At 38.7% G+C, this 25,274-nt stretch carries 23 protein-coding genes and 1 tRNA gene; 9 read left to right on the top strand and 15 right to left on the bottom strand.

Going from position 1 to position 25,274, the window contains the following annotated elements; translation table 11 throughout:
- Positions 1–3 precede the first annotated feature (3 nt).
- The 7 genes from ftnA to metE all read left to right on the top strand — a co-directional run bounded on the left by ftnA (position 4) and on the right by metE (position 5,483).
- Complete coding sequence (gene ftnA, locus DPV85_RS04550) at positions 4–504, top strand: non-heme ferritin (RefSeq protein WP_005696114.1); 501 nt, start codon at positions 4–6, stop codon at positions 502–504.
- A 194-nt stretch (positions 505–698) separates the two neighbouring features.
- Positions 699–784: transfer RNA gene (locus tag DPV85_RS04545), tRNA-Leu, on the top strand.
- A gap of 59 nt (positions 785–843) precedes the next feature.
- On the top strand, positions 844–1,773 hold the full coding sequence (gene ttcA / locus DPV85_RS04540) for a tRNA 2-thiocytidine(32) synthetase TtcA (protein ID WP_111327212.1): 930 nt from the start codon (positions 844–846) through the stop codon (positions 1,771–1,773).
- A gap of 1 nt (position 1,774) precedes the next feature.
- The gene (locus DPV85_RS04535) at positions 1,775–2,104 is read left to right on the top strand and encodes a TusE/DsrC/DsvC family sulfur relay protein (protein ID WP_111327211.1); all 330 of its coding nucleotides are present in this window, start codon (positions 1,775–1,777) and stop codon (positions 2,102–2,104) included.
- 200 nt (positions 2,105–2,304) lie between these two features.
- Positions 2,305–2,514 carry a TOBE domain-containing protein gene (locus DPV85_RS04530; RefSeq protein WP_007525241.1) on the top strand — a complete coding sequence of 70 codons (210 nt, stop codon included), beginning with the start codon at positions 2,305–2,307 and terminating at the stop codon, positions 2,512–2,514.
- 247 nt (positions 2,515–2,761) lie between these two features.
- Positions 2,762–3,022: a SemiSWEET family transporter gene (locus tag DPV85_RS04525; RefSeq protein WP_049365500.1), complete on the top strand. Its 261-nt coding sequence runs from the start codon at positions 2,762–2,764 to the stop codon at positions 3,020–3,022.
- A gap of 187 nt (positions 3,023–3,209) precedes the next feature.
- Positions 3,210–5,483 carry a 5-methyltetrahydropteroyltriglutamate--homocysteine S-methyltransferase gene (metE, locus tag DPV85_RS04520; protein ID WP_111327210.1) on the top strand — a complete coding sequence of 758 codons (2,274 nt, stop codon included), beginning with the start codon at positions 3,210–3,212 and terminating at the stop codon, positions 5,481–5,483.
- 85 nt (positions 5,484–5,568) lie between these two features.
- On the opposite strand, the gene cdd is transcribed toward metE, so the two are convergent.
- The 6 genes from cdd to DPV85_RS04490 form a co-directional block, all read right to left on the bottom strand.
- On the bottom strand, positions 5,569–6,444 hold the full coding sequence (gene cdd / locus DPV85_RS04515; protein ID WP_111327209.1) for a cytidine deaminase: 876 nt from the start codon (positions 6,442–6,444) through the stop codon (positions 5,569–5,571).
- Positions 6,445–6,568: 124 nt separating this feature from the next.
- Complete coding sequence (locus DPV85_RS04510; protein ID WP_111327208.1) at positions 6,569–6,934, bottom strand: SMI1/KNR4 family protein; 366 nt, start codon at positions 6,932–6,934, stop codon at positions 6,569–6,571.
- Positions 6,935–7,073: 139 nt separating this feature from the next.
- Positions 7,074–7,886, bottom strand: a complete 813-nt coding sequence (locus tag DPV85_RS04505; protein WP_005696082.1) for an ABC transporter ATP-binding protein — start codon at positions 7,884–7,886, stop codon at positions 7,074–7,076.
- A gap of 1 nt (position 7,887) precedes the next feature.
- Positions 7,888–9,864 (bottom strand): dipeptide/oligopeptide/nickel ABC transporter permease/ATP-binding protein, encoded by a 1,977-nt coding sequence (locus tag DPV85_RS04500; protein ID WP_111327207.1) that lies wholly within the window; start codon positions 9,862–9,864, stop codon positions 7,888–7,890.
- Positions 9,864–10,817, bottom strand: a complete 954-nt coding sequence (locus DPV85_RS04495; protein WP_014065363.1) for an ABC transporter permease — start codon at positions 10,815–10,817, stop codon at positions 9,864–9,866. The genes DPV85_RS04500 and DPV85_RS04495 overlap by 1 nt, the downstream gene beginning before the upstream one ends.
- Before the next feature lie 291 nt (positions 10,818–11,108).
- The gene (locus DPV85_RS04490) at positions 11,109–12,707 is read right to left on the bottom strand and encodes an ABC transporter substrate-binding protein (protein WP_111327206.1); all 1,599 of its coding nucleotides are present in this window, start codon (positions 12,705–12,707) and stop codon (positions 11,109–11,111) included.
- Positions 12,708–13,062: 355 nt separating this feature from the next.
- Here DPV85_RS04490 and DPV85_RS04485 point away from each other — a divergent pair, with 355 nt between their 5' ends.
- Positions 13,063–13,545: a Dps family protein gene (locus tag DPV85_RS04485; protein WP_111315248.1), complete on the top strand. Its 483-nt coding sequence runs from the start codon at positions 13,063–13,065 to the stop codon at positions 13,543–13,545.
- Between the two features lie 48 nt (positions 13,546–13,593).
- On the opposite strand, the gene DPV85_RS04480 is transcribed toward DPV85_RS04485, so the two are convergent.
- From DPV85_RS04480 to DPV85_RS04445, 8 genes are all read right to left on the bottom strand, one after another.
- Positions 13,594–14,055, bottom strand: coding sequence for a threonine/serine exporter family protein (locus tag DPV85_RS04480; RefSeq protein ID WP_049363622.1), 462 nt, complete (start codon positions 14,053–14,055; stop codon positions 13,594–13,596).
- Between the two features lie 4 nt (positions 14,056–14,059).
- A complete protein-coding gene (locus DPV85_RS04475; RefSeq protein WP_111327205.1) occupies positions 14,060–14,830 on the bottom strand; it encodes a threonine/serine exporter family protein in 771 nt (256 codons plus the stop codon).
- A gap of 129 nt (positions 14,831–14,959) precedes the next feature.
- Positions 14,960–15,607: a glutaredoxin 2 gene (grxB, locus tag DPV85_RS04470; protein ID WP_111327204.1), complete on the bottom strand. Its 648-nt coding sequence runs from the start codon at positions 15,605–15,607 to the stop codon at positions 14,960–14,962.
- A 3-nt stretch (positions 15,608–15,610) separates the two neighbouring features.
- Positions 15,611–17,545 carry an exodeoxyribonuclease V subunit alpha gene (recD, locus tag DPV85_RS04465; protein WP_111327203.1) on the bottom strand — a complete coding sequence of 645 codons (1,935 nt, stop codon included), beginning with the start codon at positions 17,543–17,545 and terminating at the stop codon, positions 15,611–15,613.
- Complete coding sequence (recB, locus tag DPV85_RS04460) at positions 17,545–21,186, bottom strand: exodeoxyribonuclease V subunit beta (RefSeq protein WP_111327202.1); 3,642 nt, start codon at positions 21,184–21,186, stop codon at positions 17,545–17,547. Before recB ends, recD begins: the two co-directional genes overlap by 1 nt.
- A 111-nt stretch (positions 21,187–21,297) precedes the next feature.
- Positions 21,298–21,654 carry a DsrE/DsrF/TusD sulfur relay family protein gene (locus DPV85_RS04455; protein ID WP_005696059.1) on the bottom strand — a complete coding sequence of 119 codons (357 nt, stop codon included), beginning with the start codon at positions 21,652–21,654 and terminating at the stop codon, positions 21,298–21,300.
- A 61-nt stretch (positions 21,655–21,715) separates the two neighbouring features.
- Complete coding sequence (locus DPV85_RS04450) at positions 21,716–23,023, bottom strand: NCS2 family permease (protein WP_111327201.1); 1,308 nt, start codon at positions 23,021–23,023, stop codon at positions 21,716–21,718.
- Positions 23,024–23,043: 20 nt separating this feature from the next.
- Positions 23,044–23,991, bottom strand: coding sequence for an oxidoreductase (locus DPV85_RS04445; protein WP_111327200.1), 948 nt, complete (start codon positions 23,989–23,991; stop codon positions 23,044–23,046).
- A gap of 76 nt (positions 23,992–24,067) precedes the next feature.
- Between DPV85_RS04445 and ybaK the strand changes: the two genes are divergently transcribed.
- Positions 24,068–24,547, top strand: coding sequence for a Cys-tRNA(Pro) deacylase (ybaK, locus tag DPV85_RS04440; protein WP_005696054.1), 480 nt, complete (start codon positions 24,068–24,070; stop codon positions 24,545–24,547).
- Positions 24,548–24,617: 70 nt separating this feature from the next.
- On the opposite strand, the gene fabA is transcribed toward ybaK, so the two are convergent.
- Entirely contained in the window at positions 24,618–25,151 is a 534-nt protein-coding gene (fabA, locus tag DPV85_RS04435; RefSeq protein WP_049374498.1) for a bifunctional 3-hydroxydecanoyl-ACP dehydratase/trans-2-decenoyl-ACP isomerase, read from the bottom strand.
- Between the last annotated feature and the right edge of the window lie 123 nt (positions 25,152–25,274).

The following is a 25,274-nucleotide window of genomic DNA, read 5'->3' as shown; positions in this document are numbered from 1 at the left end:
AAAATGTTATCATCAAACGTAATCAAATTATTAAATGATCAAATGAACCTTGAGTTCTACTCTTCAAACCTTTACTTACAAATGAGCGCATGGTGCGAACAAAACGGTTTTGAAGGTGCAGCTAAATTCTTATCAGCTCATGCTGCAGAAGAAATGCAACACATGCGTAAATTATTTACTTATTTAAATGAAACAGGTGCATTAGCGGTAATCACAGCAATTGAAGCGCCTGCGCATGAGTACAAATCATTAAAAGAAATCATTGAATTAACTTATGAACACGAAAAACTGATCACAAGTAAAATCAATGAATTAGTGGGTAAAACTTTTGAAGAAAAAGACTACTCTGCATTCAATTTCTTACAATGGTATGTTGCAGAACAACACGAAGAAGAGAAATTATTCAGCGGTATTTTAGACAAATTAAATCTTCTTGGCGAAGATGGCAAAGGCTTATTCTTAATCGATAAAGATTTAGGTAACCTTGCTGGTCAAACTGCTTAATTAGATAATCATAAAGCTTAGTAGAAATACTAAGCTTTTATTTTACTCATAAATTGTGACAACGTATCAAATTATTTTAAACTTCCCTTTTATCTTTGAATACAAGTTGATGAAATTTAAAACAACCACACGTTTTTAATGAAATTTTACTTGCAACGAAGTAAGATAAACGTATAATTCAGAACAGCTCAAATGCCTGAGTGGCGAAATTGGTAGACGCAGCGGATTCAAAATCCGCCGGTGAATAACTGTGTCGGTTCGAGTCCGACCTCAGGCACCACAGAATTTATAAGCTCTGAAGTTGATTCAGGGCTTTTTTATTAGCTAAAGTAAATCAATATGACAGAACAAAACCAAGATAAAAAACAGACTTATAATTTCAATAAATTGCAAAAACGTCTTCGCCGTAATGTAGGCAATGCAATTGCTGATTTCGGTATGATTGAAGATGGCGATAAAGTGATGGTTTGTCTTTCTGGTGGCAAAGACAGCTATACACTACTTGATATTTTGTTGAATTTACAACAAAGCGCACCGATTAAATTTGATATTGTAGCCGTCAATTTAGACCAAAAACAGCCAGGTTTCCCTGAGCATGTTTTACCTGAATATCTGCAAAGTATCGGTGTGGATTATAAAATTGTTGAAGAAAATACTTATGGCATCGTAAAAGAGAAAATCCCAGAAGGCAAAACAACGTGCTCTCTCTGCTCTCGCCTACGCCGTGGTATTTTATACCGTACAGCAACCGAACTTGGCGCAACAAAAATTGCACTTGGTCATCACCGTGATGATATGTTGGCTACCCTGTTTCTGAATATGTTCTACGGTGGAAAATTAAAATCTATGCCACCGAAATTAATTTCAGATGATGGCAAGCAAATTGTGATTCGTCCATTGGCTTATTGTAAAGAAAAAGATATTGAAAAGTATGCTGTAGCCAAAGAATTCCCAATTATCCCTTGTAATTTATGTGGTTCTCAACCTAATTTACAACGTCAAGTCGTGAAAGAAATGTTGAATACTTGGGACCGTCAATATCCTGGACGTTTAGAAACCATGTTTAGTGCGATGCAAAACATTACGTTGTCACACTTATGTGACCCTAAACTCTTCGATTTCAAAGGCATTAAACATGGTCAATTACTTGATGGCATTGAAGGGGATACCGCATTTGATGAAGAACGCATCGAACCAATGAGATTTGATGATGAAGATACGTCTGACTACGCCGATAACGAAATGATCAGCTTTAAAGAAGTGAATTAATATGATTACCGTACAAGGAAAACAAATCGAAACCGACACCTTTGGCTATTTACTTAATATTGCTGATTGGAATGAAGAGGTAGCAAAACACATCGCTCAGCTAGAAGGTGTAGAACTGACCGAAGCTCACTGGGAAGTGATTTATTTTGTGCGTGATTTCTATCAAGAATATAACACCTCCCCTGCGATTAGAATGCTGGTAAAAGCAATGTCAGAAAAATTAGGTGCTGACAAAGGTAATAGTCGCTATTTGCAACGGCTCTTCCCTGAGGGACCAGCTAAACAAGCAACCAAACTGGCGGGTCTGCCCAAACCAGCTAAATGCTTATAAAATAACGTAACCGCACGATAAAGTGCGGTTATTTTTTTACTTGAATTCTAATCAAATGGATTAATTACGCTTACGCGTTAAGCAAAGAAAATGCCGAGCAAATCTTGAAAGGCTTAGCACCTCTTAAGTAGTATTTTCATTTGAAGCATTTATCGTTATAATGTACATTATTTTTTAACTCAAACATAAGGAAATACTTGATGAAAATTAGTGCAAGAAACCAACTTAAAGGTACTGTAAAATCAATCGAAACTGGTTCTGTGAACGCAATCGTACACATTGATATCGGTAACGGTAACGTAATTTCTTCTACCATCTCTATCGATGCAGTAAAAGAATTAGGTTTAGCAGTTGGTAAAGAAGCATATGCGATTATCAAAGCAACTTCTGTAATGGTTGGTGTTGAATAATCTCAACTGAACTGTTCAGAATTCTCTATAACCGCGCTTTAAAGTGCGGTTATTTTTTTGTCTTTTTTCTCCCAATTCTCTTCATACTCTCCTCAAAATGCATTTTATACTTAACTAAAATGAAATAATATTTATGCAATTTCTTCATTTGTTGACTTTTAATTAAATATATTATAAAATATACATGTATTATCAATTTTAGCTAATAATCTAATTTAGAATTATTTTGTTAAACTTAGGAGAGCAAATGACAAACCAACGTTTTATTACTATTTTAGGCTATGTCGCAACATTTACTTCAGTTTGTATGTATGTTTCTTACTTGCAACAAATTGGTCTAAATTTATCTGGTCAAAAAGGTGGCTGGTTACAGCCTTTTGCTACGACAATCAACTGTAGTTTATGGGTAGCTTATGGCTTATTGAAAGAAAAACGCGATCTGCCTATTTCATTAGCAAATGCGCCTGGTGTCGTACTTGGTTTGATTACTTTCGTTACCGCCTTATAACACTATAAAACCTCATACAAAAAAGACCGCACTTTTTAGAAATCTTAAAGTGCGGTCTTTTTGTTTATTAATTTAATTCATTTAAAACCTGAAAATTATGAAGTTGTGTAATCTCCTTTTCTGTTGCATTCTATAAACGAACAGACGTTTAGACGTCTAAACCAATAAAACAATAGAAGGATTAATTATGACAACATTTCATTTGGCTGGATTTCCGCGTGTAGGCGCAAAGCGTGAACTTAAATTTGCTCAAGAGCGTTACTGGCGTGGCGAAATTGCGGAAGCAGATTTATTAGATATTGCAAAAAGATTACGTGAACTTAACTGGCAACACCAAGCCAAGGCAAATGCCGATTTTGTCGCGGTGGCTGATTTCACACTTTACGATCACATTTTAGATTTACAAGTAGCAACAGGTGCGATTCCTGCTCGTTTTGGTTTCGATAGTCAAAATTTAACACTCGATCAATATTTCCAATTAGCGCGTGGTAATAAAACCCAATTTGCGATTGAAATGACAAAATGGTTCGATACCAACTACCATTATCTCGTCCCTGAATTCCATAAAGAAACACAATTTAAAGCAAATCCAACACATTATGTGACACAAATTCGTGAAGCTAAAGCGCTTGGGTATCAAGTTAAACCAACAATCGTTGGTCCACTCACCTTCCTTTGGTTAGGTAAAGAAAAAGGTGCGACATTTAATCGCTTTGATTTATTAGCACAACTCGTGCCGGTTTATGTTGAAATCTTAAATACGTTAGCTGCGGAAGGTGTGGAATACATTCAAATTGATGAACCTGCTCTCACCTTAGATTTACCGGCAGAATGGATTGCGGCGTATAAAGCGGTTTACGCCACTTTTGCTGAACAAGTGAAAGCAAAATTATTGCTTGCGACTTATTTTGGTTCTGTGGGAGAACATGCTGATTTGTTAAAAGGCTTACCTGTAGCAGGTTTACATATTGATTTGGTGCGTGCACCTGAACAACTTGCTGCCTTTGCGGATTATGACAAAATCTTATCTGTGGGCATCATTGATGGCCGTAATATTTGGCGGGCAAACTTAAATCAAGTGTTAGATGTGGTTGAACCATTAAAAGCGAAATTAGATGATCGTTTATGGATTGCCCCAAGCTGCTCACTTCTCCACTCGCCTTATGATTTAGAAGTTGAAACGCAACTCCAAGCCAATAAGCCTGAGCTTTATCAATGGTTGGCTTTCACGTTACAAAAAATTCAAGAATTACGTATTATTAAGACCGCACTAGAACAAGGTCGTGAAGCCGTTCAAGCCGAATTAGCTGCATCTCAAGCAGCTGCGGATGCACGTAAAAACTCGCGTGAAATTCACCGCACTTGCGTGGCAGAACGCTTAGCAAATCTACCGAAAAATGCCGACCAACGTAAATCGCCATTTGCGGAACGCATTAAATTACAAAATGCATGGTTAAATTTACCACTTCTGCCAACCACGAATATTGGTTCTTTCCCACAAACGACAGCCATTCGTCATGCTCGTGCAGCCTTCAAAAAAGGTGAACTCAGCTTATCTGATTATGAAGCTGCTATGAAAAAAGAAATTGAATTTGTTGTACGTGAGCAAGAAAAATTAGACTTAGATGTATTGGTACATGGCGAAGCAGAACGTAACGACATGGTGGAATATTTCGGCGAACTACTCGATGGTTTTGCTTTCACCAAATTTGGTTGGGTACAAAGTTATGGTTCACGTTGCGTGAAACCTCCAGTGATTTATGGTGATGTCACTCGCCCAGAACCCATGACGGTACGTTGGTCGCAATATGCTCAAAGCCTTACCAATAAAGTGATGAAAGGCATGCTGACAGGTCCGGTGACGATCTTACAATGGTCTTTCGTGCGTAACGATATTTCTCGTGAAACGGTCTGTAAACAAATTGCGGTAGCACTTTCTGATGAAGTATTAGATTTAGAAAAGGCAGGCATCAAAGTGATTCAAATTGATGAGCCGGCTATTCGTGAAGGTTTACCGTTAAAACGTGTAGATTGGGATGCTTATTTGAAATGGGCAGGCGAAGCCTTCCGTTTAAGTTCAATGGGTTGCCAAGATGATACCCAAATTCATACGCACATGTGTTATTCCGAATTTAACGACATTCTACCGGCTATTGCAGCCTTAGATGCCGATGTCATTACTATCGAAACCTCACGTTCTGACATGGAATTACTCACCGCATTTGGTGATTTCAAATACCCGAATGATATTGGTCCTGGCGTATATGACATTCATAGTCCACGCGTGCCTGCAGCAGAAGAAATTGAACATCTTCTTCGTAAAGCATTACAAGTGGTGCCGAAAGAACGTTTATGGGTAAACCCAGACTGTGGATTAAAAACGCGCGGTTGGCCAGAAACAATTGCGGCATTAAAAGTGATGGTTGATGTCACGAAAAAATTACGTGCTGAATTAGCATAAAATCAGTAAAAAGAAAGGCGAACATGAGAGATTATCTCTGTTCGCCTTTTCTTTTAGTTAAAAAACTAATTCATTTTGACCGCACTTACAGGCTAATATATTCCATTTTCACCTTGCAGAGACTCTTCAATAACTGCTCTGCCATCTTGCGGTGACTTAAACGCAATGGTTTCTCTGCAAATACCACTCGCTCAATTTTCGCTACATCCAATTGATTTAAATAAGCAAAATTAATGGCTGTTTGCATAGCCGGTAAGCTTGGGTTAAATGCTGCATTTTCTGCGTATCGACCACAAATCATTTCACCATTTTTAAATAAAATACCTACACCATGAGGGCTTTTAGAATAAGGTGAATGTGCTCGGTTTGCCCCTAAAATTGCTTTATTTGCCACTTCATCTTCCGTCGTCAAAGTGAAACCTTGTTCCTCTTTGTTTAATAGAAGCAAATCAACGCCTAAATCTTTCGGGCCAAAGCTATCGGGTAAATATTGAGGAAGTGGATTATTTTGACTGTGTGGTAAATGGATTTTCAAATCATCCGCTTGATAAAGCTCATTCATAAATTGACGGCAGTGACCGCAAGGCGTGTAATTCACCACGATATCCGTGATGCGAGGTTCATTACATAACCATGCATGGCTAATCGCACTTTGTTCAGCATGGATGGTTTGAGCCATGCTACTACCCTGAAATTCTTGATTTGCACCAAAGTAAAAATCACCACTTTCACCAATCGCAATTGCTCCAACATGAAATTCTGAAATGGGCGTGTGGCTATAACAAGCTGCTACTGGCAAAAGTACCAAACCTAATTGAACAGGCGTAAGCTTAAATTCATCACAAATTGACCGCACTTTTTCAGCTGGTAAAAAACCTTTCCATTCTTGTTCTTCTAATGCAGAAAGAATTGCATTTGAAAGTGGCGAGTTTGCTAATGCTTGTTGAATTTTTTGTTGCATGTTAAATCTCCTTATTTTTATATGCCTATTCTACGATATTTGGAGAAACTTCACCGCAAAAATGATCACATAATGCAAATATGCTTAATAATTAATTATCTTTTACAAACTAGAAGGATTCATTTTAATCATCCGTGACATCTTTTATTTCTTCAGACAACCATTCATCAAAAGAATCTTTTTCATAAGGTGGATCATTAGCTCCTAAATCATATACGTATACTCTAGGATTTCCTGAACAATCAGCTAGATCAAAGCAAGCTGCTAAATCACCATTTCTAGCAAAAGAAAGTAAATTAGGAACACCTGTTATTTCTTCTAAAATAGCTGAATGTTGAATAATGCTGTCTCGATGACTCTCAAACCACCAAGGAAAATATTCCAATTCATTTATCTTTTCCATATTACTTGATAAATCAATATAAGACTGAGGAAACTTAAAATTTTCAGGTAATTGTTCTTTAGGATATAAATTAAATTTAGTTTGCATAATTACTCCACAATTACGATCCATCTGTAAAGATAAGTAATCTTTTATCTAAGTTTTCAAGTCTATGCAAGAAAAATCATAAAAAAATAACCGCACTTTTAAAGTGCGGTCATAAATTAAGATGTTTTATTCACTCGTTTTATAACAATGACGGCGCAACACCAAGTAATTTTCGGGTGTAATCCACGGTTGGGTGGTTGAAAATATCTTCAGTGCTACCCGTTTCCAAAATTTGACCGCCGTACATCACGACAATACGGTCAGATACTTGGCGTACAGTTTGGATATCGTGAGAGATAAACACCATGGCAAGATTGAGTTCTTTTTTCAAATCCGCCAATAAGTTTAACACTTGAGCACGAACGGATACGTCTAATGCAGAAGTCGGTTCATCCGCAACAATCAGTTTTGGATTCAGCGCTAAAGCACGTGCAATCGCCACACGTTGTTTTTGCCCACCGGATAAACGAGTTGGCTCAACTTGTGCTGCAGAACGTGGTAAACCGACGCGAGAAAGTAAGTCATATACACGTTTTTCCCGTTCGTGTGGTTGTAACACATTGTGAATATCCATTGGGTCACGCAAAATATCCAACACTTTCATACGAGGATTCAGTGCCGTTGCTGGGTCTTGGAAAATGACCGACACTTGGCGACCGAATTGTTTTCTCGCTTCTGAGCTGCCATATTGCATTTGTAAACCGTTGAACTTCACTAAACCTGATGTCGGTTTAAGAAGCCCAATGATTACGTTGGCTAAGGTAGATTTTCCGCAGCCAGACTCCCCAACTAAACCAATGGTTTCCCCCGCTTTAATACCAAGACTCACATTGTTCACCGCAGTGAATTTTTTACGTCCAAACAATGAACCGTCGCGAGAAGGAAATTGCACCACGATATTTTCTAAATCAATGATGTTTTGTTCTTTAATGACTTTAATACTACTGCTCATATTATGCTCCTTTCGCTTCCGTTACAGGCTTAGCTAGATGAGAAGCCCACAAGTGAGACGGCTCGCCTTCCACAGCGGTTAATACCAATTTTTGTTCCGGATTTGCATCTGGTCGTAATGAACGACTTGCAAAACGGTCACCTATAGCAAAATCGTAAGGTGATGGTACGCTGCCCGGAATTTGATATAAACGTTTCGCACGTACTTCGGTTGAAAGTACAGAGCCCAATAAGCCACGTGTATATTCGTGAGTTGGATTGGCAAGCAATAAGGATGTTGGCGCCATTTCAACCACTTGACCTGCATACATTACCGTAATGTGGTGAGCTAACTGTGCAACCAATGCTAAATCGTGGCTGACAAACACCATCGCAAACCCCAGTTTTTCACGTAATTCATTCAATAATTTGACTACTTCAGCTTGAACGGTTACGTCTAATGCGGTTGTTGGTTCATCGGCGATTAATAATTTCGGTTCACGAGTTAATGCCATTGCAATCACCACACGTTGACGTTGACCACCAGAAAGTTCATGCGGATAACGATTCAACACTTTTTCAGGATCGAGGTGTACCCATTCCAGCAATTTTTCTGCGGTATGGTGGCTGCCACGTTTAATGAGCTGTGCCATTTGATCTTTGATACGCATTGATGGGTTTAATGCACTTAAAGAGTCTTGGTAAATCATCGCAATTTCAGAACCACGCAATTCACTTAGATTGTTAGCGTTAAGTAAACTGTGTTGTTTTCCGCTACGGTCTGTGAAAAGCACTTCCCCAGTAATTTTAGCTGTTTTTGGTAACAAGCCCATGATAGAGAATGCTGTAATGGATTTACCACAACCAGACTCACCAACTAATCCCATGGTTTCACCTTCATTTACGGTGAAGCTGATGTTATCAACCAATGGAATTTCACCATAACGATTCGGGAAACGGATTGATAAGTTTTTCACTTGTAAAATCGGTTTTGCATTTGGATCTAATTGCATACGATTCGTACGTGTGATTTCTTTTTCATGTAATTTGAGTAGGTAACGTTTTAACGCAAGACCTTCAGAAAGCGCTTCTTGTACGTCAGTAGAAAGACGTTCATCTGATTTGCCTTCTGGTTTTTTACCGCCTTTTAAGCGCGGGTTAACCAAGGCATCAGTAAGACCTTCCGCTAAGATATTTAAGGCTAATACAGTTAAAAGAATCATGACACCCGCAAAGGTTGTCGCCCACCATGCACCGTTTAATACGATGTTACGACCTTCAGAAAGAATGTTACCCCATGAAGGATGTGGTGGTTGTACACCAGCGCCTAAGAAAGAAAGCGAGGCTTCGAATACAATAGCATCAGCCACCATTACGGTTGCAAAGACTAAAACCGGTGCGGCAGTATTACGCACAACGTGTTTGAGAAGAATATAAGTACGGCTACCACCAATAACGCGTTCAGCACGCACGTAGTCCTCATCCCATTGTGATACCACGTTCGCACGAACCACTCGAGCAAGTTGCGGGGTATAAACCACGGCAATGGTGATAATAATAACCGGCACTGAGTTACCAAATGTTGCTAATAACACTGCCGCTAATGCGATACCTGGGAAGGCCATTAAAATATCCATTAAGCGCATGATAATTTCATTGCCCCATTTCTCGGATGTCGCTGCAGTTGCACCTAAAACACTACCGAAAAGGATGGCACAAGCTACTGCACCTAAACCAATAAATAAGGAGGTTTGGGCACCGTACACAATACGAGAGAAAATATCACGACCAAGTCGATCAGTCCCAAACCAATATTCCGCACTTGGAGCACGCATACGCGCAATTACTTCTAATGGGTCATGTGTTGCCACCCAAGGGGCAAACACCGCCACTAAAGCAACGAAAACTAAGAATAATAATGAAATTTTTGATGCGGTGGAAAGTGCTCGGAATCTCGCACCGCTTGCAGCTAATCGATCTGCTAAACCTTGACGAAACATTATAGACTCCGAATTTTAGGGTTAATCAACACATAGAGAATATCAACGATAATATTCACTAAAACGAAGGTAAAAGCGATTGTCAGAACCACACCTTGTACTAAGTGTAAGTCATGGTTGACGATGCCGTTAAAAATCAATTTACCCATGCCCGGTAAGTCAAAGATTTGTTCGATAACGACGGCACCACCAAGTAAGTAGCCTACGCGTAAACCTAATACTGTTACTGGTGTGATTAATGCATTACGTAATACGTTGTGACGAATAACAGTTGCATAAGGCACCCCGTTACCAATCGCTGTTCTCACATAGTCTTTGTCCATTTCTTCTACCATGGTTGTACGCACAACACGAATTAATGACGCACATACCGGCACAGCAAGTGCAAGAGATGGCAAAATCATGGAATTGATATACCCCATTGGGCTTTCGCTGAATGGCACAAAACCACCAGAAGGTAACCAATCTAATTCCAAAGAGAACCATTGAATAAGTAAGATACCTAACCAGAATGATGGCGTCGCAACCGCTGCAACAGAGATTAAACGAATCACTTGGTCTACCCAGCTATCACGATAAAGCGCGGCTAGTACACCTAATGAGAAAGAGACTACCGCCGCAAATACCACACCAATTAAGGTAAGTTGTAACGTGATTGGGAAAGATTTCGCTAGCATGCTACTGATTGGTAATTCTGGTGGCATAGTCACACCAAAATCCAATACAAGTAAATTACCTAAGAATCGAAAATATTGAACAAAGAGTGGATCATTTAAGCCGTGTGATTCGCGGTAAAGTTGTTTTGCCGCTTCACTAGCACTTTCGCCCAATGCTACCGTTGCAGGATCACCTGGCGTGAATTGAAGCACTACAAAGACGAGTGCGGTTACACCTAGTATCATGACTGGCAAAGCCATCAATCGGCGTAACAATAATCGAAGTATCATTTCCATCTGACCTCTCCTATTCTATTTTGAGAAATTCATTAAATTAAAAATGAAGTGAAATAATCAAATTAAAAAACAAAATGATTTATACAAATCATAATGTCCGCACTATACCCTGTCAATCCAAGTGCCTAGGGCAAAGTTCAAATCTGTGATCGGCTTCACAAAGATTTTTTTGAAATAAAATAGAGAGCAAAAATGATTGGAAAACAGAGGAAAAAATGACCGCACTTTGAGATAAAAAGGAAAGAAAAAAGGCTGTTGATTGCTCAACAGCCCAAACATTAAAATGTACTTTTATTTACGGCCCACACCGAGAAAAGATAAACCGGTTGTCGCCAATGGTTGATAGCCTTCAAGACTGCTATCATCCCATGCGGAAGGAAGTTTACGATGAACAATCGGATAAAGTGGTACTTCAGCCGCAATAATGTTAATCGCTTCTTCCCATGATTTTTTCGCTTCAGCGTGATCTTTTGCTCTCACTGCTGCATTGAGTAATTCAGTCACCTTCGCAAATTCAGGGGTGTTGCTCCAGCGGAAACGACGTTTCGGCCATACATCACCACGATACCACCAGCTTAAAAGCAAGTCTAAGTCATTACCGAACACTGATGGGTCACCTGGAGCGATTGCCACTTCATATACACCTGGATCTACGTTGTTGCTGTATAACGCACCAGATTGTAAGTGTTGTAAAGTTACTTTCACACCTGGAATCTTATTCCAAGACTCTAAAATTAATGGTGCAGATTCTTTCACCCAGTCATGGTCGGTTGCGAGCAATTCAAATTTAAGCTCAGTTACACCGGCTTCTTTTAATAATGCAGCAGCTTTTTCCGGATCATAATGGTATTGAGTTGATGCCTTAATGTAATCAGGGTGAGTGGTTTGTAAGTATGATGTTGCAGCTTCTGCATTACCATCAAATACAATATCAACAAGTTTGTCAGTGTTTAAACCATAGTGTAACGCTTGACGTACTTTTGGATTGTTAAACGGAGCTTTCTCACAGTTAAACATTAAGAATAACAAGCCGAAAGATTGAACGGATTGCACTTGTTGTTTTTTATTTTTCAAGCGACTAATGTCTAAATAAGGCACGCTTTCCATTGCTTGAGTACGTTTAGACTCTTGTGCAGTCACACGAGCTGCGGCATCAGAAAGTAATAACCAAGACATTTTTTCAACTTGCGCTGGATATTTACCGTTGTAAGGTTCATACGCTTCAAAGACGATTTTGTCATCTTTCACAGCTGAAACAAATTTGAATGGACCAGAACCAACTGGGTGTGCATCAAATGCAGACTGACCGACTTTGTCGATCACGTGTTTCGGTACAATTTTCACGCAAGTTAAACGGTTAGCAAATAAAGCAAATGGATATTTCAATTTGAATTCCACCACTTTATCGTCTACAGCTTTCACACTTTCAATGAAATCAATAAACATCACGAATAATGATTTATTGGCTGGATCAATAATACGATTGAAAGAATACACAACGTCTTCAGTGGTGACTGGTGCGCCATCATGGAAAGTTGCGCCTTCACGTAAAGTAATACGCCATGTTGTTTCATCAACTTGTTCTGGCTCTTTTCCAGCTAAAGCAAGATAAGGTTCACGAGTTGCAGGATGCAAATCCACTAAACCTTCAAAAATGTGCAAGTTTGCTGCATAAGGTGAAGCACCACTTGATGTCATTGGGTCAAAACCGGTAGAAAGCGGATAAGCAATCCCCGCTTCAATAGTTTTACCTTTAATTTCTGCAGCAAAGGCTTTTGGTGCAAATGTGCCTAACGTACCACTAAATGCAAGACCTGCCCCCACGCCAGCCATAAGTTTCATAAAATGACGACGAGATTCATTAGTTTCAAAGGAAAAATGCTTTGTCATACTAAACTCCTGATGAGTAATAAAATCATATTTTGGGTTTTTAAACCTAGCCAAACATTTCATTCGAAAATGAAGTAAAGCAATCAAATCTTAGAATAAAATGATTTGCATCAATCATAATCATCTTCGCTTCATTCTGTCAAAGGGGAAATATTGAATGTGTGATCTACTTCACAGAGTTTTTTTCGCAACTCAAAATAAAAGTTTTTAACTATGTATAATTTATTATGAATAGATTTTAACTATTGAATCACTAGATAATATGAAATAGCTATCATAAAAAATGATGCTTATAATGACCGCACTTCCCAAGCAAGGGAACAACATTTTAATCAACAATAAAGAGGAAAATACTATGTCAAAAACATCAATCGGTTTAGATAAAAAAGCATCTGAAAAATTAGCAGCAAAATTAAACGAATTATTAGCAACCTATCAAGTCTTCTATACTAACGTGCGTGGTTACCACTGGAACATCAAAGGTGTAAACTTTTTTGAACTACACGCAAAATTTGAAGAAATCTACACTGATTTAGTAGTAAAAGTAGATGAAGTGGCAGAACGTATCTTAACTTTAGGTTACACACCGCATAACGGTTATTCACAATACTTCCAACACTCACGTATTAAAGAAGAGTTAGGGGTAAGTGATGCGCAATCTTGCTTAAAAGGCACATTAGAAGGATTAAAAGTATTACTTGAACAACAACGTGAAATCCTTGAATTAGCGGGTGAGTCTGATGATGAAGGTACGGCTTCTCAAATGAGCGACTACATCAAAGAACAAGAAAAACTTGTTTGGATGTTCCAGGCTGCTTGTCAAACTTGCCATGCTTAATTAAATATTGATTCAATACGAAAGCCGACTGATGTCGGCTTTTTTATTTTACACGACTGGTTTTTGTCGATAGAACAATAGTCCTGGCAAGGCTAAGCCCAAAACAAGCGCGCCCAAAATAAAACTGGTATTGATAAAAGAGCTGATCATTTGCTCAAATAATTTATCGGAAAAGCCATAATGATGAATTTGTACGATAGCAATCATGGCTTTATAAGCATGAACCCCCGGAATCATTGGAATAATTGCCGCAACAGTAAAGACTTTCGGATGAGCTAAATAACGATGAGACAAATGCACACCAATAAAACCGATCACACAAGTGGCGAAAAAAGTGGCAAAAACAATCGGGACACCGAAGTGTAATAATAAAGTTCGTGTGACATGCCCAAGTGCACCTAAAATAGCACAATACTTTAAGGCCTTAGGTGGAACATTAAATACTAATGCAAACCCTACTGCAGGAATCGCCGCAAAAAGCATATCGTCGAGTAAATTCAGTAAAAACATCCTATTACCCCACCCAAGAAACAATATTTAAAAGATTTAATGCAAAGACAATACCTAAACAAGCACCAAAAGTGAGAACCGTCGCGATAGTCCATCGTCCTATTCCCATATTGACATACCCTTTTAAAATATCCGCAAGTGAATTAATTAATGGGAATCCTGGAACGAGTAATAAAACGCTAGAAGCTAATGCGATATGAGGATCATTGCCTAAACTATATTTCAAACTTATACCGGAAATCAGTGAGGCGACAAAAGCGGTAATGGCAAAAACGATGAGTGGATTGTAATGACGTTTAGAGATTTCTTGTCGAACAAACATGGCAATGGCAGAGGCAATAAAGGTAATTGCACAAATTGTCATATCTCCGCCAGAAAGGTGAGCAAAAGAGGCACAAGATAAACCAATCATAAACACCACCAAATAACGGTTATATTTTAGTGGTTTTAACTTATCCAATTTCTTTTGTGCCATAGACAAATCATACAAGCGATGCTCTACGGCAACTACAATGTGCTGAACATCCGTAACGATTTGCATATTAATGCCTTTATCGACATTCTTCCGCACAGTAGTAATACAATGTTGCTTAGAAAGTGTGGTTAATAAGACGGCATTTGCCGTCAAAGCACACTCCACGCTTTCAATGCCTAAAGCTACACCTAATCGCTGTGCCATTTGTACGACGACAGCACTTTCTGCCCCATGCTGTAACAATAACAAAGCGGTTTCCACACAAATACGGGTAACCGCTCGTTGGTATTCCTGATCCATATCTCTACGCTCTTATTAAAGTAAACCTTAGAGATTATAGATCGATGAATAAAAAATACTGAAAAAATGACCGCACCTATGATCCAAATCAAAACTTCAGTATTCCCAAAGCCTATGGTTAAACTGAGATTAAATAGCTTTATCAAAATACAATGGCACATCGCTTAACTTAGCCATATTCGTGATATAAGCTAAAACCGCTGGTGGGAATTCGATGCCTTTCACACAAGTAAGATTTCGTAATACCGGGAAAACGATAATATCTTCAAGAGAAAGTTGGCCGTTTAAGGCATTTTCAGATTGAATTAATACTGCTAATTTCTCTAAATCCCCTTTTAAACGAGTAAGATAGGTTTCAGTCTTCGCAATATTTTCAGCAAAATCACCGATAAATTCTGTTTTCTTTTTTGTGAAATAATCAACCGCACTCTGGGTTTCAAATTCGGCTAAACCAATTTGCGTAAAGCGTGCAGTCGTAAGATGACCATAATAACTGCCGACTTCTTTTAACCATGCTTCAATTTCTGGACGAACATGTTCAGATAAGATTTTTTCACCAAAATGCTCATCCACATAATGCACGATATCCAAACTTTCCGGCATCGCGGTACCATCTTCTTTGATAAGAATGGGTACAACCTTTTTCCCCACTAAACCGATTGGCGTTGCTTCATCATCATTTGCCAGCACTACAAGTTCTACCGGCAAATTTTTTAAACCGAAGATCATGCGGGCACGTACACAAAACGGGCAATGATCGTAAACATATAATTTCATTTTTTACTCCTCTTTTTCCTGTAATAATTTTCCTAATCCACTTTGTCGTTTTACGGTATTTCTGACCGCACTTTGCCAGATTTTTTCATTGGCAAATATGGAAAGCTGATTTTTCGCACGGGTAACACCAGTAAAGACCAGTTCTCGTGAAAGCACTGGATTAGGTTCTGTTGGTAACACCATGACGGTGTGTTCAAACTCCGAACCTTGGGATTTATGAATCGTCATCATAAACGCAGGCTCGTGAGCGGGAATACGACTGGTTGATACTTCTCGATTGCCAAACCATACTTTGCCTTTAGCTAAACACAAGCCAATATCACCGTTATACAGTTTCACATTATGATCATTTTCGGTAATCATAATTGGCTTACCAATATACCAATCGTCTTCTTGACGGAACCAAAGTAATTTCTCAGTTCGTAATGCTAAAGCAATTTCACGATTTAATTCTTCTACACCTAATGCCGAAGCTCGAAGTGCGGTCAAAAATCTCACTGAATTAAAGCGATCTAAAATTGCTTCCGCATAAGTTTTTTCGTTGCCCTTTTCATCTATAAATTTTGCATTGAGATCTTTCTTCTGAGCAAAATAAGTTTGAAGTTGGGTTAAATAAATACGGTAATTTTCAACCGCACTTTTCACCACTTGGCGCACCGATTCTTTAACGTCTTGTTCTTCATCAAAATGATGAAAATGCAACTCTTGTGGATATTCTGAAAAGGTTGTTACACTGCCCTCACCTTTTCCTTGTTGAATTTGCTCAGCAAGTTGTTTAATGCCCGAATCATCTCGGAAACGACGACTAAAGGTTAAATGACAAATGGCATCACGCAACGGACTATGTTCATCCGAAGTTGGAACAGTATAGCCTGTTGTTGTATGAATATAATCAGCTTGAGCAGGACTATAATCTTGCGTTAAAAATTGTGCAATTTCACCTAATACTGCCCCCGCTTCTACTGAAGCTAATTGAGCCTGGTCTCCCAATAAAATCAAACGTGTTTCGGATTTCAACGCTTGCACCAGTTTCGCCATCATAGGCAAATCAATCATTGAGGTTTCATCCACCACTAATACATCAATTTGCAGTGGATTATGTGCATGATATTTCACGCTATCGGTAAAAGGTCGAACGCCTAGTAAACGATGCAACGTTTCAGCGGTTTTAGGAATGGATGCACGTAACTCATCTGAAATCGGCATTTGTGCCAAAGCGTTTTCGATGGATTCCGTTAAACGAGCCGCCGCTTTTCCTGTTGGTGCGACCAATTTAATATGAAGCTTGCCGCCAAATAATTCCTGTAATACACATAACAAGCGAGTAACTGTCGTGGTTTTCCCTGTTCCTGGTCCACCTGTAATCACCGAAAATGGACTTTTTACCGCCGTTGCGACTGCTACTTTTTGCCAATCAACTTGTGCTTGTTGTTGAGGGAAATAACGATCTAATAATGCCCGAATTTGTTGCGGTTCCACCGATAAAGTGCGGTCATTTTTCAATGCGTTTTTAATATATTGCGCAACACGAAATTCATCTTGCCAAGCTCGATAGAAATAAATCGCCCCAAATTGAAACGCGAGAGGTGCAATCTGATTTTCAGGATCTTGTGTAAAAGCAATATGCCCCGCTAAGGCTGATTGCCATTTTGATACAGGAAGCAAACCGATCTTTTCATTGATAAGCGACAAAAAATCCGTTTCAGTATGACGATAAGCTAAGCCGAATAAATTACGTTCTAAGAAACGATCTAACACACAACAAGTATTACCTTGCGTATAGCTCCAGTTACAAAGTGCGGCTAACAAAATCGCTAAATTTTGGACGGGTTCGGCATAGCCTTTATCTTTTTGTTTATCAGCAATTAATTGAGCAAAATAATAATCACCTTGAGTAATCACACCTTGTTCTTGCAAGGATTTTAATAGGCTTAACATTAAAATAATTCCTCTAATTGTTGGATTAATTGCCAATCTGGTTTATCAAAAAAGATGCCCGACTGCGGCGAACCATTCATTCCTCGTAAAAATGCATAGACTACACCACCAAAATCTCGGTTGTAATCGTAGTGAGGCAAACGTGTTTTTAAATAACGGTGCAATGCCACCACATACAACAAATATTGCCAATCATAATGATGCTCTAACATGGCTTTTTTCAATGCAGCTTGATCGTAATCCTTTAATACCTCACCCAAGAAATTCGATTTGTAATCAAGCAAATAATATTTATCTTGATGACAGAAAACTAAGTCCATTGTGCCTCGCACCATGCCTTGAATATCCTCAAACTGTAACGGCTCTGATGGCAAATGATGCAAGGTTGCTAACGCTCGATTAAAACCTGCGACATCAAAATGGCTTGAAATATTGAGATAAAACGCCAACTCTTTTAAGCATTGTTTTTCGTTAATCTGAGCAAGGGTAAGATCATTATTTGGCAAAATTGGCGTACTGAGTATTTGTTCAAACCACTGTTGGACTGCAGCAAACTGCTCTTCCGCAAGATTCAAATCCTGACATAATTTTTCAATGTTTTCTTTCTCTGCCAATTGAGCAAAAGGCACCTTTTCAAAATAACGATGCAACACAGTACCGATTTGTGTTCCACGTGGGAAATCTAAAACCATTTCATCGTTATTATGAGCAAGTGCGGTCAGATTTTCAGTGATATTTTCTATTGAAATCGACGCATCATAATCTTTCGCATCATCAAAAATGAGCGATTTTTTTACCGCACTTTCATTCAAATAAACTTTGCGTTGATGGGTTTGTTCAATGCCACTAAAGCTCGTCACTCGCCAATCTTGTTCAATTTCACCTTGGAAAACTTCTGCACTTAAATTTTCTTGAGAAACATTTAAGGTAAGTGGTTCACTGGCTTGTAACTCATCGGTTGATTCAATCGCTACATCATTAGGTAAAAGTTGCTTAAATTTTTCCAATAACGGTTGAGTATCCCAATGATTTGGCAAATCGAGTTTTCGACCAATTTCACCTTGTGTTAAAACATACAATAAAGCATTCCATTTTTTATCAAAGGCTTTCGGTAACACAAAGGCCATTTGGTATTTTGCTCGGGTTAATGCCACATAAAGCAAGCGCAATTCTTCCGCAAAAACTTCTTCTGTTAAATCATCCAAGTGTTGATCTTGCATGTCCCACAAGGTTTTATCTTCATCACTGTCGTAATATAAATTAAACAGTTTCTTTTTAGTTGGGTCTTTTGCTGCATTTCCTAAAAATGGCAACCAAACTAAATCATATTCCAACCCTTTCGATTTATGGATAGTCACAATCTTCACTAACTGACGTTCGCTTTCTAAACGAATTTGTGCTTCTTGACGGCCATTATCTTGAATTTGCTTTTCAAACCAGCGCAATAATGCCGCTTCACTTTCATTTAACGCAGCTGCTTGCTGTAAAATTTCAGCTAAATGTAATAAATCCGTCAGTTTTCGTTCGCCATCAGTCCGAGATAAGAGTTTTTCTGTGATATTTTCAGCTAAAAGTAAATGGTGCAACATCGGTAATACGCCTTGGCGTTGCCAAATTTGTTGATACTCTGCGAATTTTTCAGCCCAACGTTGCCACTGAATTTCATCATGATGAATTTGGTGAATTTCAGCGGCATTTAAGCCGAAAAGTGCGGTCGCAATGGCATTCAAAATTGGACGTTCCGTCACACTCAAACAAGCTTGCAAAATCAAGGTCAGTTCTTTTGCTGTGTTACTCTCAAAGACATTTCCCCTATCCGAAAGGTAAACCGACGCAATACCGAGTGCTTGCAATTCTTTTTTCACCAGCTCGGCTTCGGTATAACCACGCACTAAAACGGCAATATTCTCTGCTCGCAATGTTTGATTTTCTGATTTGCTTTCATTCGGAAAAACAACCGGATTTTCAGCCGCACTTTTTAACCATTGCTGAATCGATGTTGCACAAGCTTTCGCATAATCTTGCTGGGTGGATTTGTCTTTATCGTTAATGTAAAAACGGAAGGCGGGCTCAGGTTGATTATTCAACTGAAAAAGAAGATTTTTCTTGGCTGCGCCGACGTTTAAAAATTCGATGTTTTTATAAATAAAAGGCTCATTTTTAAAATCAAATAATCGATTTACCCCTTCAACTAAAGGTTGGGATGAACGGTAGTTTGTGCCTAAATTAAAACGCTCGCTCGCTTCGTCTGCTGCTTTTAAATAAGTGAAAATATCGGCACCACGGAAACGATAAATCGCCTGTTTTGGGTCCCCGATCATCATAAAGCCAACATTGCCAGATGCGCTTTCATTACGATAAATTTTCGAGAAAATTTGATACTGCAAGGCATCCGTATCTTGGAATTCGTCAATCATGGCAAAAGGATATTGAAAACGAATTAACTCCGCTAACTGTTCTCCGCCCTCACCGTAGAGTGCTTCTTTCAATAAGCGTAATAAATCATCAAAAGATTTTTCAGGATGATTCGCTTTGTATTCAAGGAGTTTCTTTTGAATACCTTGACGATAGTGATAGAGAATGATTTTTTTAAATAAATCACTTGGTTGAATTTCTTCAATTAAAGCTTCAATCTCTTCAAAGGCTGAATGTGTTATTCTTACACCTTTTTTCTTAAAATCTGCTTTGACAGCGTTATCTAAAGCCGATTGCGTAAATTTTTTTACTAGCGTTTCATTTAAGGTGATATCTGCTCTATTTTTTGCCCATGAGGTGACTTCATCGACAAGAGATAAAATTGTTTTACTTGAATGTGTTTTTCCATTTAAACAAGATTTCTCTTTTTTCACGATTTCTTCATCAAAAAGGTTTCGGATTTCAACCGCACTTTCTAACCAAGTGTCTTTAATCTTTTCAATAATTTCCGCATTTTTAGTGATATCTTTTTGCAAAAATTCTTTTAATGACAGTTCTAATAGTTCTGGTTTATCCAGTTGTATAGAAAAATCATTCCCAATGTTTGAACCTAAATCATTCAATACATCTTCTGGCGACTTTAATTCTTTTGAGATAAATGCAGCCAAATGAAAAGACAAATCATAAAAATGCTCCCGCCAAAATTCATTTGCAAATTGTTTGAGTAAATCAGACTGATCTTTGAGAAGTTTTAAATTGAAATGCACGCCTGAATTGAAAGCATGTTGCATCAGCATTCGGCGACAAAAACCGTGAATGGTATAAATGGAGGCTAAATCTAAATTTTGTTCGGCTAACTTTAAGCGACGAAGTGCGGTCGGAATATCCTCTAAATAAGGCAATAATTCCGCTAAAAATTGATGTTCCCCAGTAAAAATCGCCTTATTTTTTGTCTCATAATATTCAGAAAAAACCGAAATTGCCGCCGTTAAACGTTCCCGAATTTTGCGTTTTAAATCTTCCGTCGCCATTTCAGTAAAGGTTACCACTAAAATTTCTTCCACATTTAATGGACGAGAAAAACAATTCTCACCCGCCTGTAAAAGTAAACGAAGATAGATAGAACCGATGGTATAGGTTTTCCCTGTACCTGCAGAGGCTTCAATTAAATTGACTTGATTTAAGGGTAATGAAATGGCATTAAGTGCGGTTGATTTTTGGCTCATTTTTTATTTTTCTGTAAACATTAGAGTGCCCCTATTGTAGGGATTTAGCTGAGGGATTTCCATAAAAAATGCGGTGAAATTTCACCGCACTTTAATCTTTATCTTATTATTTTAGAACGTTAAAACTTTATCCGCCCATAATGTCCACTCGGATACATCATCTAGAGTACCAAGGGTCACGCCGTCAATTAATTTAGCATCTAATAAACCACGTGCTTTTACGCAGCTGGTACATAATTTAATTTCAGCACCTTGTGCCGCTAAAATATCGATAAGTTGTTGGATATTGAAGCCTTCATTTGGATTTTGTCCCGCAATACCGCATAAAATCGCATCAGAAAAGCAGAATAATTTAATATTCACATCCTTGCTGTGCTCTTCTTTCATATTGATGGCGAAACGAACAGCGTTGAAGGTTTTTTCTCCACTATATGTGGAATCATTGACGATAAAAAGAATATTTTGCATGACGCACTCCTTGTTGCAATGCTATAAAAATGAAGGCGTAATAAATTACGCCTTTATGAAATCAGCCAACCCAAACGAACTTGGCCACAAATAATAAAGACACCACCCACACAGGGGCATTAACCTCGCGTATTCTACCTGTACAAGCCTTCATGACGCAATAACTAATAAAGCCGAATGCGATACCTTCAGTAATTGAATAAGTAAATGGCATCATCGCTGCAGTGATAAAAGCAGGTGTTGCTTCAGTTAAATCATCCCAGTGTACACGAATAAGACTGGATGCCATTAAAATCCCCACATAAACTAATGCCCCTGCGGTTGCATAAGCTGGTACCACACTAGCTAGTGGCGAGAAGAAAATAGTGAGTAAGAATAAAACACCGACTGTCACCGCCGTTAAACCTGTTCTACCGCCGACAGAAACCCCAGCGCCACTTTCGATATAGGTACTGATAGCGGATGTGCCGATATAAGAACCCACTACCGCACTGACGCTATCTACATAAAGAGCTTGTTTCATTTTCGGGAAACGACCTTTTTCATCACTGAAACCTGCTTTATCGGTCACGCCTAATAAGGTGCCTGATGAGTCAAATAAGTTTACTAATAAGAATGAGAAAATGATGCCAAGCAAAGCCGTATCTAAAGCACCCACAATATCCACTTTCCCCACTACCGCACCTAAACTTGGTGGCATAGAAACAATGCCGTGGAAGGTAACTTGGTCATCAATTAAAAGCGCTAAACCAGTGACTACCGCGATAGAAATTAAAACGCCAGAGAAAATATTACGAGCCGCTAAAACTACGATAATAAAGAAACCTAATACACCCAGCAGAATTTTCGGATCATGTAAATTGCCTAATGCCACTAAGGTTGCAGGATTTGCTACAACCAACCCCATATTTTTAAAACCAATTAAGGCAATAAAGAAGCCGATGCCTGCACCGATTCCCACGCGTAGTGAAAGTGGAATCGAAGCCATTAACCAATAACGGATTTGGAATAGGGTGAGAACAAATAAACCAATCGAACCCCAGAAAATGGTACCCATACCCACTTCCCAAGAATAACCAAGCTTGCCAACGACTACATAAGCAAAGAATGCATTAAGTCCCATAGCAGGTGCAAGGGCGATAGGTAAATTACTGAATAATCCCATCGCAATGGTGCCGAGCGCAGCAATTAAACAAGTGGTCACGAAAACAACTTGTTTATCCATTCCCGCATCACCTAATACGGATGGGTTTACAAACACGATATACACCATGGTAAAGAAGGTGGTGATACCAGCAATAATTTCGGTTTTGGTCGTACTGCCCTTTTCTTTAATGGAAAAAAGGCGTTCAAGTAAAGATTGTTGCATTGTCTTCCCCTTAACTTAAATTAATAACCTTGGTGATAAATCGACTCAAGTAATTTCACACCTAACAAGGCAATATTGAAACGTTGCTCATCAGCTACCGTCCAAAATTCGATACCATTTTCAACCGCACTTTGTTGGCTGATATGCAATTTTACGCTGTCTTCACCATTTTCACCGTTAATCACAGGCGTAATAAGGCTATCATGTAATTCAACCAATTCGCTTTGTTGTGGCTGGTAATCAAATTGATAATCTGAAAGTGCGGTCACTTTTTGTGCCATTCCATAGAATACGGGCACCTGAATTTGATGGAAAATCACATTGTCTAACTGCGAGAAGATTTTTTGCAATTGCAGATTTAAATTATCCGCTTGTTGTGGAAACACATCAAAGGCAAAACGGGTTTCACCTTCTTCTAATGGCATACCATTCAGTAAACGAGCAGTTTGTCCAGCAAGTTTATTCACGGTTTCACCATCGGTATAAGAAGCCGGTAAAAGTGACGTTACAAAGACTTGAGTCAAATTTATTTGTTGAACGATTGGTAATAGAGATAAAGCTAATTGACTCACTTGTGGATCGGGTAAACTCACAATGTTACGTTGTCTTAACTCAGTCAGATTTTCTTCATTGATTGTTGGGACAACAACAGGAACATCAGACAATGCAGAGCAAATCCCTTTTAAATCAATCACCACACAGCCACTTTCTGCGGCTTGTGCTAATAAAGGCGCTTGGTCAATTTGGCCTGCGAAGAAAAGATAATTAACACTATCCCACTCAATCTCATCAGTGGTTAATTGAGCAACCGCTTTATTACGAAAACGTACCGCTTGCTCTTCTTCAAAAGGATAAATTTCTACAATTGAAACCTTGCCTACATCTAGCTCACTTTGTTCAAGTGCCTCGGCAATTTTTTCACATAGATCAAATTCTGCTACAATAGCAATATTTAGGCTTGCGTCCATTTTTCTCTCCGCTGTAAAATGTTCTGAACCGATTCATTTTACAGAAAAAAGACTGATAAATACATAAGGAAATCAGATGACACCGGCAATTGATTTACTCAAGAAAAATAAAATTCCTTTTACTCTCCATACCTATGATCATGACCCTAACAATACGCATTTTGGCGATGAGGCCGCTGAAAAACTTGGGCTTGATCCACACCAATCCTTTAAAACACTTTTAGTTGCTGAAAATGGTGATCAGAAAAAATTAGCGTGTTTTGTGCTTTCCACGGCAAATATGTTGAGTTTAAAGAAAGCGGCAAAATCAATTGGTGTAAAAAAAGTGGAAATGGCTGATAAAGATGCGGCACAAAAAAGTACGGGGTATTTAGTCGGTGGCATTAGTCCATTAGGTCAAAAGAAACGTGTAAAAACAGTGATAAATTCGACCGCACTTGAGTTTGATACGATTTTTGTTTCAGGTGGTAAACGCGGATTAAGCGTCGAATTGGCCCCACAAGATTTAGCTAAATTACTGAATGCCGAATTTGTCGATATTATTGACGAAGAATAGAAGAAGAATAGAAAAAGAAAAGCCCGAATGAATCGGGCTATCTTTTTTTATGATGTTGTGTTTATTTAAATTAGAAACTTGATGTATCTTGGAATAAGCCAACTTTTAAATCGGTTGCGGTGTAGATAACGCGACCATCTACTTCCACTTCACCGTCGGCCATTCCCATTACTAATTTTCGATTAATCACACGTTTCATATTAATGCGATAAATCACTTTTTTCGCGGTTGGTAAGATTTGTCCGGTAAATTTCACTTCACCTACGCCTAATGCACGGCCTTTACCTTTACCGCCTACCCAGCCAAGGAAGAAACCCACTAATTGCCACATCGCATCTAAGCCTAAGCAGCCTGGCATAACTGGGTCACCAATAAAGTGGCAGCCGAAAAACGGTAAATCTGGATGAATATCTAATTCTGCTTCAATATACCCTTTACCAAACGCACCGCCGTCTTCGGTCATTTTTACAATGCGATCCATCATCAACATTGTTGGTGCTGGAAGTTGCGGGCCTTCTTTACCAAATAATTCACCACGACCAGAAGCTAATAAATCTTCATAGGTGTAGCTGCTTTTAATGTTTGGTGTACAGGTGTTTTCCATTTTTATTTCCTTGTATATATAGTTTTGCTTGGTTGCAACCAATAAGTAAGGATTCTATGAGGATTTATAAGAAATGTAAACAGCGAACACTCGTTAGCTCAACTTGTCGGATCAGTCAGTGAA

Origin of the sequence: Haemophilus parainfluenzae, from assembly GCF_003252725.1 — a bacterium.
Classification (GTDB): Bacteria; Pseudomonadota; Gammaproteobacteria; order Enterobacterales; family Pasteurellaceae; genus Haemophilus_D; species Haemophilus_D parainfluenzae_L.
This window is presented reverse-complemented; position numbering and strand designations above follow the sequence as displayed.